Source organism: Clostridium sp. BL-8 (assembly GCF_002006495.1).
In the GTDB taxonomy this organism is placed as follows: Bacteria; Bacillota; Clostridia; order Clostridiales; family Clostridiaceae; genus Clostridium.
Genome location: NZ_LZZL01000126.1, coordinates 1 through 11,979 on the forward strand (window position 1 = coordinate 1; position 11,979 = coordinate 11,979).

Here is an 11,979-nt window from a genome sequence, read left to right on the forward strand (position 1 = left end):
AAAAATTTAATTTAATAAAATTTATTTATATTTTACTTTCTATAATAACTATTGTCAATATCCTAAATGCAATTTTATTTCTTCTCATAAATTTATATCAATTATTTATTAAGTTGTAAGAAAAATTTAACTTTAACTGCAAATCTAATTTACAGCTAAAGTTAAATGATAGATTATTATTTAATTATAACTTTAAATTCATCAAGACTTATCTTATATTCATTAAGCATCTCTATAGCAGTGTCTCTAAAAGAATTTTGAGTTGACTTTTTAAGTATTGGTTGAAATTCTTTAACTGAAATATTACTATGTCTATTATCCTTATATTTCTTAGTTAAAACTTCTGCTGTCTTTACAAGTAAATCATCCCAATTTTCAACCATAATTACATTATCTTTCAACTTGAATCCTTTAGGTTCTTTTAATGAAAAATCTTTATAAATCTCTATTTCTTTCTCATTGACAGCCTGATTACCTAAATTTTCATTCTTTTCTGCAATAGATTTTTCTTGAACTTTATCTTCATTCTTTTTATTTACTAATCCTTTAGCTGCATCATGATTTATATTGATGTTTTTTTCATATTCCTGCTGCATCCACTTGATATATTCTCCTATATTTTGTACAACTTCGTATATTGATATAGAAGTATTTCTGTAAGATTTGCTCAGTTTAAAATCTCTTTTTGTCTTAATTATTTCACTGGATTTATCCTCAATGTAGTCTATGGTATTTTCTAATATGTTTGCAAGATTATTTAGTGCTCCTTGAATTTCAATAGACATAGATGGAAAATTCTCAATTACATATTGAATTGTATCTACATCAAATAGAGATAAATTTTTTTTCTTGAAAACATTTATGTCATTTTCCTTTACGTCTGCTTTAGTTTCAATAACTGGTTGCATTTCTTTCTCTTGGATCTCATCCTTTTTGAAAAACCCCATAATTTTCAACTCCGTTTCATATTTTACTTAAGCATTATCAAGAAAATAACAAGTCAATTCACTTGTCTGTTTTCTTTCATATGCCTTATCTAAATATATATTACCATATTTTTACATATGTTTCACTTAATTTATAATTTATTTCCTAATTTTAACTTATAAGATATTAATTAGGTTTCGGTAATATAATGTAAATACATGAGTTAACTGGAGAATGTAAAATTTATATTAGTTTTTCTCTTTTTGTATTAGGATTATTTATTGCTAAGTTCAATAAATTTATTTATATCTTCTTCAATGGTTTTCAAAGAATTTTTCCAAAATGTTTTATCACTAATATCTATTCCCATAAATTTTGTTACATCTGCTAGCTTCTTTTTACCTGTAATAGCAAGTAATTGTTCATAATCTTTGGTAAAAGCCTCTCCTCTTTTGAGATATTCAGCATATAATCCTTTTGCAAACAATAAACCAAATGCATATGGAAAATTGTAATAATTATATTCTGCATCATAATAATGAGGTTTCCAAGTCCACATATATGGATGTAAGAAATTAGAATCGAGCCCATCTCCATATGCTTCCTTTTGTGCTTGCAGAATTAATTCTTTTATCTTTTCAATACTTAATGAACTTTCTTTCCTAGCTTCAAAAAAGGATTTTTCAAATAAAAATCTAGAATATATATCAACAATTACTTGAGTGCAGTCACTAATTTCAGTTTCAAGAATAGCCAAAGCCTCATCTTTAGTGGCTTCCTTAATTGCTGCTTTCTTTATTATTGTTTCGCAAAAAGTAGATGCGGTTTCTGCTATAGGCATTGGATAATCTGAATTTAACGTACTTTCCCCTTTTAAACATTCTCCATGAAAACCATGTCCAAGCTCATGAGCAAGAGTTACAACATCTCCAAAATTATCTCCATAATTTAATAGTATTCTGCTTTCACCAATGAAATGTAAATTTTCGCAGAAAGCTCCTCCAACCTTTCCTTCCCTTGGCTTAACATCTATCCAATTATTATTTATTGCTTTCTTTGCAAAATCACCTAAATTATCGCTAAAGGTTCTAAAGTTTTTCTCTACAAATTTTGTTCCTTCCTCATAGGAAAATTTCATATCTGCTTCACAAACTGGCGCATATAAATCATAAAATGGAAGACCATTTTTATGTCCTAATATCTCACCTTTCCTTCTTAGATATTTTCTGAACATAGGAAGACTTTCTCTCATAGCTGAAAGCATTGCTTCTAAAGCTTCTTCATCTAATCTTGAGTCTTTAAGCGTCTTATCTAATGGAGATTCATATCCTCTAAAATTACAAACTGTTAAAACCTCACCTTTTATGGCATTCAAAGCTGCTGCTACACCGTCTTCTACTTTTTTGTAAGAATTTATTTCTGCTTCATATGCTTTTTTTCTCACTTCTTTATCTTTATCATAAGCCATATTTAATACCATAGTTAATGGTACTTCTTTAAACTCTCCATTCTCTTCAATTTCAACCTGCAAATTCGAAATCAAATTATCCTTTAATTTCAGCCATGCATTAGAACCAGTATTTTTCATATTGGCTATTATTGCTTCTTCTTTCTCACTTAATAGATACTTACTTTGTTCAATTACATTTTTTAAAATAAATTCATGCTCTTTAAGCAGCTTAGATTGATTAATTATCTCATCAATATTTTCTATGCCACTTATATATCTTTCTAATTTAACTGAGCTTTCAACTATATTAGTTAATTTCTTTTCTAAAATATCTGAGTATTTCAATGCATCTATATCTTTTGTATTTACACTTAAGCTGAAATTTATAAAACTTCCAAGTTTGCTTGATAAATCTTTAATTAATGCAACCTTATTTATATATGCTTCTAATTTCTCTATTAGATTCTTTCTATCCTTTACTATAGTATCTGCCCACAAATTAATATCTTCTATTAATTTATCAGTTCTTACCAAATCATCTTCAAATTCATGACTTTCAAACGATGTATATATTTCCTTTAGACTCCAATTCAATTCCATTTCATATCACTCCAGACATATTTATATTTATAGATTTTCTTTTTTATATTATATACTATATTTACAGCAATTATAAAACTTTAAAATATACTTTCTATCATATATATATTTCAATTTAAAATTTACACTGTACAATTAACGTCCTTTATGGATAGCTGCGCTCAATTATGGTTGAAGCTCAAAAAAAGAAAATAACTCATAAAGAATAAACCATATTATCCCGAACTTATATATTATGAAAACACATTAAAATAGGTATAAAAAAACTGCCAATGAGCATCTTTTATAGATTTTCATTGGCCTTATAATGTGAAAAATATGACTCTTTAAATTAACTTTTTAACATAATCAACAACAATTTCATATTAATTTTCTCTTATTATCCTTTAACAGAGCCTGCCGCTACCCCTCCAATAATATATTTTTGTCCAAGTATAAATACTACTAAAACTGGAAGTAAAGTTAATATAATATCAGCACTAACTAAATTCCACGAATTTTCAAACGCTCCAAAGAAATTGTAAACAGCCAAAGTCATTGGCCACTTTCCTGAATTATTTAAATAGTATAAAGGCATCATAAAATCGTTCCATACTGCCATGAAATTTAAAACAAAGAGTGTTGATATAATTGGCTTTAATAATGGAAGTATTATTTTTATAAATAATTTCACCGGTCCGCATCCATCGATTATCGCTGCTTCATCTATTTCCCGGGGAATAGTTGATATAAATCCATAGGATAAAAATAAACTAAGAGGAATATTTATTGCGGCATAGACTAAAATAATTCCTATTCTAGTATTTACAAGATTCAAAGCCTGCAATACTTTCATTAATGCAACATTGTTTATTGGTATAGCTATTCCCGAAATAATAAAATAATAAATAAAATTATTAATTCCACTTCGATTTCTCGCTATAACAAAAGCTGCTGCTGCCACCACAAAAACTATGATCACAACGCTACAAGTGGCATATAAAAGACTATTAAAAAATGAAGATACTAATTTCCCTTGCTCTATTACTGTTTTATAATTTTCAAATATCCATTTCTTTGGCAAGGATAATGACATTGTATTAGATTCGCCTTTATTCTTAAAGGAATTAAGAAATAACACTATTATAGGTATTAAAATTATTAGACTCATAAATATTGTTATTATATTTGCCGCTATACTACCAATAGATTTTCTTAAAACGTTCATTATACATCAATCTCCTTATTTTCCATAGATTTTATAATAAAGTAAACTAAAAATAGTAATGCAAAAAATAGAATGCTAGACAAGGTTGTACCCATTGCATAGTCCCCCTGTGAAAATTCCTTATAAACAGCTGTATTAATTACACCAGTTGCATTTCCCGGTCCACCATTTGTTAAAGAGTAAATCATATCAAATACTCTGAAACCATATGTAACATTTAGTATAGTTACATTTATAATTATTGGCTTTAATAAAGGCAATGTTATTAGTCTAAACTTCTGCCAAAAATTCGCTCCATCTATACTGGCTGCCTCATAATAATCTGGAGAAATAGATAAGAGGCCAGCTATGATAACAACCATTATATAGCCCATTCCTTTCCATGTATCTACTGACATAACCGTTGGAAACACTATATTTAAATCAGTTAACCAGTTTTTAGCTAAAAAATTTAATCCAACTGACTTTAAAAAACCATTTAAAAAGCCAGTTTGTGGATGCAGCATACTCTTAAATACAAGACCAACAACTAGATATGACATTACCTGTGGTGAAAAAATAATCATTCTATGAAAGTTTTTAAATTTAATTACCTTCTGAGTTAAAAGTAAAGCTAAAGCCAACCCAACTACAGTTTTCATAATAGTTGTTATTACTGTGAAAGTGACTGTATTCCATATATACATACGATATTCTGGTTTCCCTTTAAATACCTCTAGATAATTTTTAAAACCTACAAAATTAATTTTATCTGTGAAGTTATTCCAATCAGTAAATGAATAAAGTATTCCAATAACTCCTGGTAAAAAACAGAGCAAGAAAAATATTATTAGCGCTCCGCTAGTAAAATACCATGGATATATCTTTTTTTTGTCCATTTCAGCCCCTCCTTATATTAGTGCTAAGTTATAAGTAACAATTTATAACTTAATAATAAAATCCCTTAAGGCATTATCAAAAAAATAACAAGTCAATATATGCCTGTCTATTTTTTCACCATAATAGGAAGTTCTACTGAGCGCCTAAAGATTAAGCAATCATCAGTAAATCATAGATGCCAAAAGGGATTTCTGAAATATTTATTTTTGGAAAAGCCTGTGGCTTTTCTCTATTAACTTATAATTTATAACTAATTTTATTTGTCCCAATCAGGATCCTTTTGTAATTTTGCCTGCTCTGTTCTTCTATTCATAATGGTCTCTAATACTTGCTTAGGAGTTGATGCCCCAGTATACATAGATTCTAAATCCTTTCCAATATCCATCCATTGACTATCAATATACTTAACTCCAGCCTGCATGACCATTCCTTTCTTTAAGGAATCAATATAAGCTTTATCTTCTTCAGAATACTTTGATTTTATCTCTGGCCAGCATACCTCTGATAATCCAGGTTGTCCATCGAGACGCTTTTGTAAGTTTTCAGGTCTTGCTAAAAACTCAAAGAATTGTAGTGCTTCCTTTACATGCTTACCATTTTTATTAATAAAGTATGCATTACTAGCTGGATTCACACCAATTGTTTGATTATCTCCCCAAGGCATTGCAAATATTCCAAGTTTATTAACATCAAAGTCTGGAAAATCTGCTTTTACTTCATTTCTCCATGCAGATTCAGCTATGAACATAGCTGCCTTTCCATTAGCCATTGCCTCTTTAGCATTTTCAACAGAATTACTTAAATAATCTGTTCCATAAAAGCCTAAATCAGCACATTCTTTTAATTCAGAAATAATAGTTAGTAATTCAGGTACAGAATCTAAATCTTCTTCATTTTTATTTAATTTATCATATAAATCTGGATGTTTATCTTGATACATAGCTCCTGTCTCAAATAGTGGAAGCACTTGATGCCATCCATTTTGTGTTCCTTCAAAAATTGGAGTAACCCCAGAATCTTTTATCTTTTGACATACATTTTTAAATTCTTCATAAGTAGTTGGAACTTTTAAACCTAACTTTTGAAATATTTCTTTATTGTATACATAAAAATACATTTTCTTTCCTGGGAAAGTAATTCCATAAACTTTATTGTTATAGGATATTGATGGAAGAACATTATGATCCATTCGTTTTACCCAATCTTGATCTGTTACATCCTGAACATATTTTTCAGGATTAACTCTTGTAACCAAGTTTAAAGGATCAGCATCTGCACAGAATATATCTGGTGCTTCTCCAGAATCTAATTTTACCTTTAATAAATCCCTCCATTGAGCATCAGGTGAAATTTGAAAATCAATTTTAATTCCTGTCTCTTTTTCAAAATCCTTGGCTAAATCCTGTACTACCCCTGAATCTGGAAGTCCTGATTGATGAGAACCAAATGTTAGTGTGATTGCTTCACCATTACCTGAAGTGCTCTTACTCGCATCTCCCCCATTACTGTTCCCACAGCCTGCAAAGGAACTTCCTATTAATACAGTCATAGAAACTGTACTAATCAATTTGACTAGACGTTTATTCATAAATTTTACCTCCAATACTTTTAATCTATCCCTTATGATAAGCTTTACATTAGCCATGATATTATAATATCATTAAGAATAGTAATAAGACATAGATAAAAAAGAACTTACTTTTGCACTTTTTTGAACAATATTATATAATACTTTTGGAAAGGAGTGGAAATAATGAAACATAAATTATATTTTTCTCAAAGAATATATTTATTTCTTGTTTATGGATTCTTAGTAGTAACCTTATTATTTTTCTTCTTCATTTGTTTTTATTATTTCTACAGCGAAAATATTTATAAAACTGCTAAGACAAATTCAGAGACCATTTGTACTTCTATTCATAATTCAATATCTACTGAATTAAATAGTATGTCTACAGTATCCATGAATATAGTATATTCTAATGCTATAAAAAAAAATTTCACTAGTTTTTCAAATAGTAATGAAAAACAAATTGATCTTGAGAATTTTTCAAAATCTAGAGAAAACGTTTTAGCAATATATGATATCATTACTGCTATAATTGGCCCCTTTCAATCAGCAAATCAAGTTAATCTCTATACGCTCAATGGAACCTGTATTGGTTCTGGATATTTTCAAGGTGTAATAAATGTTGACTTAAATAATATTCCTTGGTATTCAGAAACTCTAAATAAAAATGGTGGCAAAAACATTTACCTTACAAATAAATTATTAAATTCACCTACTAAAGTTGAAAATACTGCCAATCATAGCTATCTATCATTGACTCGTGTATTTTTTAATAGCACCAATGAACCTGAAGGCATAGTGGAAGTTTTGCAAGATTGTAATACTGTATTTAACCTAATATCTGAATTGAAACAGAAAAATCCTTCCATATCCTTTTACGTATATAACGATAAAAATGAATTAATTTATCCTTATTCAACTACTGTAGATAACAATACAAACTATATGAATACTATTAAAGAAAATAATTTAGCTCCATCGCTAGGATACTTTGTTACCTTAAATAATAAAAATGATGTATTAATGTCTTATCAAAAAATTGATTCATATAATTGGACGGTTGTTACTGTGGAATCTAAGAGTGTTGTATTTAAATCTTTACAATCATTTAAAGAAGGATTTATATTTATAATAATTCTTTCTATTATATTTACTTTATTCTTATGTTTTTTAATCTCAAGTCGTTTAACTCATCCATTAAGTGCATTAACAAACTCTACAAAAAAAGTAACTATAAATAGTGTATTGAATAAAAATGAGACCCTATTAGCACCAATAAACAGCAATATAATTGAAATTTCCGAATTATATCAATCATTCTTAGATATGTATGATAAACTTAGAGCTTCTTCTCATGAAATTTTATTATTAAAATCGGAAGAAACACGTGCAAAACTTCAAGCTACTCAATCTCTTATTAATCCGCACTTTTTATACAATAGCTTGACTACATTAAGCATTATGGCCGAGGAGAATATGAATAGGGAAATCATAAATATCTGCTATGCTTTGTGTGATTATCTACGATACATTACAACATATGATGAAACCGCAGTTCCTCTTAAATTAGAAATATCATATACAGAGAAATATATTGAATGCATGAAAATGCGGTACAGAAACGATTTTATTTATACCTCTAATATTGATGAGCAAACAAAAGAAATCTTAATTCCAAAATTAATTGTTCAACCAATAGTTGAAAATGTATTCAAACATGGTTTTACGTCTTCTCCTCCATGGAATTTAAAAATTTCATCTATTATAAATGATAATAAATGGTTAATATGTGTCGAAGATAATGGAGGATGCTTAACAGATGAAAAAAAGGAACAGTTATTATCTACTTTTAATAATTTAAATAAAAATGAGGATTTTCGTTCTTTAAAAATTGGTGGTATGGGATTAAAAAATGTTTATCTACGATTACAACTTTTATATAACAAAGACGCCATATTTTTAATAGATAATTCTCAAAAAAATAAAACTGTTTTTATAATTGGCGGGCCAATTCATATAAATAAGGAGGATTTTTATGAACAGTACACACACATATAAATTTATTGTTGTTGAGGACGAGCCACTTATAAGGCAAAATATAATAAAAAAAATCAACTCTTTATCTATACCATTTCAATTAGCTGGAGAAGCTAGCAACGGAGAAAAAGCTGTTTCTCTCATAGAAGAACTCTATCCGTCTCTAGTTATAACTGATATAAAAATGCCTCAATATGATGGAATAGAATTAATTAAATATTTATATAAAAATCATCCTCATATTAAAACTGTTATATTAAGTGGATATAATGATTTTAAGTATGCCCAGACAGCATTAAAATATGGTGTTAAAGATTTTTTATTAAAGCCAATAAGAATTGAAGAACTTAGTACAGCTCTTCAAAATGTGCTTCTCATACTTGAATCCGAAAATAAAGAAATATCCTCCTTTTCAGTTGATCATCGCAATTTAAAACCCGAAGACTTAAGCCAGCTTTTAGAAAATTATCTACTTAGTAATTATGCTTCTATAACATCTGTTCATGAAATTGCTGAAAAATTTGGATTTACAAATGAATATTTGAGTAAAATATTTAAAAAGCACACAGGCGTAACACTAATAAAATATATAACTAAAATCCGCCTTAATGAAGCCAAACAGCTTTTAATTAATCAGCCTGAACTTGAGATAAAAAAAATTGGAGAATTAATAGGCTATAAAGATGCCTTTTACTTTAGCCGTGTATTCAAAGTAAATGTGGGAGTATATCCTAGCGATTATAGATTAAAGTATTTATATTCAAAATAAAAATAACTAGAAGATAATCAATCTGTTAACTGATTATCTTCTAGTTATTTAAACTTAATTATTATATATTTATTCTCCTAAAGCTTGAGATAAATCGTAAATTATATCATCAATGTGTTCAGTTCCAATTGAAAGACGAACTGTATTTGGTTTAATTCCTGATTCAGCTAATTCAGTTTCATTCATTTGTGAATGAGTTGTACTAGCTGGATGAATTACTAACGATTTAACATCAGCTACATTAGCAAGTAAAGAGAATATTTGTAACTTATCTATGAATTCCTGTGCTTCCTTAGCACTTCCTTTAACTTCAAATGTAAAAATTGATCCTGCACCATTAGGAAAATACTTTTTATATAATGCATTATCAGGGTTATCTGGTAATGATGGATGATTTACACTTTCAACCTTTGGATGATTTTTTAAGAAATCTACTACCTTTAAAGTATTTTCTACATGACGTTCAACTCTTAGAGAAAGAGTTTCTAATCCTTGTAATAAAATAAATGCATTAAATGGACTTATGCATGCTCCTGTATCTCTTAATATAACTGCACGAATTCTAGTTATATATGCTGCTGCTCCTACTGCTTCTGCAAATTTAATTCCATGATAGCTTGGATCTGCCTCGCTTAATTGTGGGAACTTTCCTGAAGCTATCCAATCAAATTTTCCTGAATCTACAATAACACCACCTAATGATGTACCATGCCCTCCAATAAACTTTGTTGCTGAATGAACAACAATATCTGCTCCATGTTCAATTGGTCTAAATAAATATGGTGTTCCAAATGTATTATCAACTATTAATGGTATTTTATGCTTATGAGCAATTTCTGCAAGTGCATCAACATCTATAATATTTGAATTGGGATTTCCAAGAGATTCTATAAATATAGCTTTCGTATTATCTTGAATAGCATCTTCAAAATTTGCTAGATCTTCTGGATCTACAAATGTTGTTGTAACTCCATGAGTAGGAAAAGTATTAGCTAACAAATTATATGATCCTCCATATATAGTCTTTGCTGCTACTATATGATCACCAACACTTGTAATATTTTGAAATGCATATGTTATTGCTGCTGCTCCCGATGCTACTGCAAGTCCCGCAATTCCACCTTCTAGTGCTGCAACACGTTTTTCAAAAACATCCTGAGTAGAATTAGTTAACCTTCCATATATATTCCCAGCATCCTCCAGCCCAAATCTTGCAGCTGCATGTGCTGAATTTTTAAATACATAGGAAGTTGTTTGATAAATTGGTACTGCTCTTGAATCTGTAGCTGGATCTGGTTGTTCTTGTCCAACATGAAGTTGTAATGTTTCAAACTTTAATTTTCTTTCTTGATTACTCATAGTTTTGCCCCCATTTTTATAATTTTATCTTTATATTTTTCTTATATATTTACTATGATTTGCATTTTAATCCTACTTTTTTCAATACAATATTACGTTAATTACTCTCAAAACTTATAGGATACTACACAAATATTAGTTAACTGATAATAATAAAAAAACTACTTTCTAAAATAAGAAAGTAGCAGAAAACTTCAATTACATTCTTATCTTCCAGATATAACATCTGCAGGAATTAGCACCTTAAATTAATATATACTTAATTCAGGTTGCTAGACATCATAGGGCCAGTCCCTCCGTCTTTCTTGATAAAAAATATTTTTAATTTTATTATTCTTAGTTGTTTACTATGATATAAAGTATACATTCTTTATAAATATATGTCAATACTATTTTCAAATTATTTTCGCCTTATATTAATATTTTTTAAATTTAACATGCGAAATACTTTCATTATATCAATAAAAACCCTCTTATATCATCACTTTAATACAAATCTTTTTTTGATTGTATTGTATTTTATGTTTCAATTGGATTACATATTTTTTTCATTTTCACTTTACAAACAAATAATATTAATGGATAATAATTGCTATAAAGAATATATAGGAGGTATCTTATGGAAAATACAATTTTAAAAGAAGGATTAAAAGCTCCAGATTTCACTTTAATTGGATCTGATAAAAAAGAACATAAATTAAGTGACTATTTAAACAAAAAAATAATATTATACTTTTATCCTAAAGATAATACACCTGGCTGCTCTCAAGAGGCTCAGGATTTCAAAGATGCAATAAAAGAATTTAATTCTAAAAATATTGTCATTTTAGGCATAAGTAGAGATTCACTTAAATCTCATGATAAATTTATCGCAAAATATGATTTACCTTTTATTTTATTATCAGATGAAGATGAAACAGTCTGCAATTTATATGGAGTGCTAAAAGAAAAAAATATGTTTGGGAAGAAATCTATTGGAGTTGAAAGAAGTACTTTTTTAATAAATGAAGATGGTATAATTACTAAAGTTTATAGAAAAGTAAAAGTTCCTGGACATGTTGAAAATTTGAAATGCTCAGTATAATTATTCATAAAATAAAAAAAGTAGTTACTACAACTACTTTTTATTTTACCTCGCAACGTCCTACTCTGCCACACAGTCTCCCATGCAGTACCATCGG

Annotated in this window: 9 protein-coding genes and 1 riboswitch; of the genes, 3 read left to right on the forward strand and 6 right to left on the reverse strand. The window is 28.3% G+C overall.

Annotated features, from left to right (window positions below; genetic code table 11):
* Window positions 1–176 precede the first annotated feature (176 nt).
* The 5 genes from CLOBL_RS25110 to CLOBL_RS25130 all read right to left on the reverse strand — a co-directional run bounded on the left by CLOBL_RS25110 (window position 177) and on the right by CLOBL_RS25130 (window position 6,651).
* On the reverse strand, window positions 177–947 hold the full coding sequence (locus CLOBL_RS25110; RefSeq protein WP_077861504.1) for a hypothetical protein: 771 nt from the start codon (window positions 945–947) through the stop codon (window positions 177–179).
* Between the two features lie 254 nt (window positions 948–1,201).
* Window positions 1,202–2,977 carry a M3 family oligoendopeptidase gene (locus tag CLOBL_RS25115; protein ID WP_077861505.1) on the reverse strand — a complete coding sequence of 592 codons (1,776 nt, stop codon included), beginning with the start codon at window positions 2,975–2,977 and terminating at the stop codon, window positions 1,202–1,204.
* A 379-nt stretch (window positions 2,978–3,356) separates the two neighbouring features.
* On the reverse strand, window positions 3,357–4,184 hold the full coding sequence (locus CLOBL_RS25120) for a carbohydrate ABC transporter permease (protein ID WP_077861506.1): 828 nt from the start codon (window positions 4,182–4,184) through the stop codon (window positions 3,357–3,359).
* Window positions 4,184–5,062: a sugar ABC transporter permease gene (locus CLOBL_RS25125; RefSeq protein WP_077861507.1), complete on the reverse strand. Its 879-nt coding sequence runs from the start codon at window positions 5,060–5,062 to the stop codon at window positions 4,184–4,186. Before CLOBL_RS25125 ends, CLOBL_RS25120 begins: the two co-directional genes overlap by 1 nt.
* A 257-nt stretch (window positions 5,063–5,319) precedes the next feature.
* Complete coding sequence (locus CLOBL_RS25130; protein WP_077861508.1) at window positions 5,320–6,651, reverse strand: ABC transporter substrate-binding protein; 1,332 nt, start codon at window positions 6,649–6,651, stop codon at window positions 5,320–5,322.
* Between the two features lie 165 nt (window positions 6,652–6,816).
* Here CLOBL_RS25130 and CLOBL_RS25135 point away from each other — a divergent pair, with 165 nt between their 5' ends.
* Together CLOBL_RS25135 and CLOBL_RS25140 are read left to right on the forward strand one after the other, a co-directional pair.
* On the forward strand, window positions 6,817–8,691 hold the full coding sequence (locus CLOBL_RS25135) for a sensor histidine kinase (RefSeq protein WP_077861509.1): 1,875 nt from the start codon (window positions 6,817–6,819) through the stop codon (window positions 8,689–8,691).
* Window positions 8,669–9,439 (forward strand): response regulator, encoded by a 771-nt coding sequence (locus CLOBL_RS25140; RefSeq protein ID WP_077861510.1) that lies wholly within the window; start codon window positions 8,669–8,671, stop codon window positions 9,437–9,439. Before CLOBL_RS25135 ends, CLOBL_RS25140 begins: the two co-directional genes overlap by 23 nt.
* 69 nt (window positions 9,440–9,508) lie before the next feature.
* Here the strand turns inward: CLOBL_RS25140 and CLOBL_RS25145 are convergent, their stop codons facing one another.
* Window positions 9,509–10,798: an O-acetylhomoserine aminocarboxypropyltransferase/cysteine synthase family protein gene (locus tag CLOBL_RS25145; RefSeq protein WP_077861511.1), complete on the reverse strand. Its 1,290-nt coding sequence runs from the start codon at window positions 10,796–10,798 to the stop codon at window positions 9,509–9,511.
* Between the two features lie 203 nt (window positions 10,799–11,001).
* A riboswitch (SAM riboswitch) is annotated at window positions 11,002–11,113 on the reverse strand.
* 304 nt (window positions 11,114–11,417) lie between these two features.
* Here CLOBL_RS25145 and CLOBL_RS25150 point away from each other — a divergent pair.
* A complete protein-coding gene (locus tag CLOBL_RS25150; protein WP_077861512.1) occupies window positions 11,418–11,882 on the forward strand; it encodes a peroxiredoxin in 465 nt (154 codons plus the stop codon).
* Window positions 11,883–11,979: the final 97 nt, after the last annotated feature.

What these genes read in the sequence shown, in the direction of transcription:
- CLOBL_RS25110 (WP_077861504.1), bottom strand. Translation starts at nt 947, where the DNA reads ATGGGGTTTTTCAAAAAGGATGAGATCCAAGAGAAAGAAATGCAACCA.
- CLOBL_RS25115 (WP_077861505.1), bottom strand. Translation starts at nt 2,977, where the DNA reads ATGGAATTGAATTGGAGTCTAAAGGAAATATATACATCGTTTGAAAGT.
- CLOBL_RS25120 (WP_077861506.1), bottom strand. Translation starts at nt 4,184, where the DNA reads ATGAACGTTTTAAGAAAATCTATTGGTAGTATAGCGGCAAATATAATA.
- CLOBL_RS25125 (WP_077861507.1), bottom strand. Translation starts at nt 5,062, where the DNA reads ATGGACAAAAAAAAGATATATCCATGGTATTTTACTAGCGGAGCGCTA.
- CLOBL_RS25130 (WP_077861508.1), bottom strand. Translation starts at nt 6,651, where the DNA reads ATGAATAAACGTCTAGTCAAATTGATTAGTACAGTTTCTATGACTGTA.
- CLOBL_RS25135 (WP_077861509.1), top strand. Translation starts at nt 6,817, where the DNA reads ATGAAACATAAATTATATTTTTCTCAAAGAATATATTTATTTCTTGTT.
- CLOBL_RS25140 (WP_077861510.1), top strand. Translation starts at nt 8,669, where the DNA reads ATGAACAGTACACACACATATAAATTTATTGTTGTTGAGGACGAGCCA.
- CLOBL_RS25145 (WP_077861511.1), bottom strand. Translation starts at nt 10,798, where the DNA reads ATGAGTAATCAAGAAAGAAAATTAAAGTTTGAAACATTACAACTTCAT.
- CLOBL_RS25150 (WP_077861512.1), top strand. Translation starts at nt 11,418, where the DNA reads ATGGAAAATACAATTTTAAAAGAAGGATTAAAAGCTCCAGATTTCACT.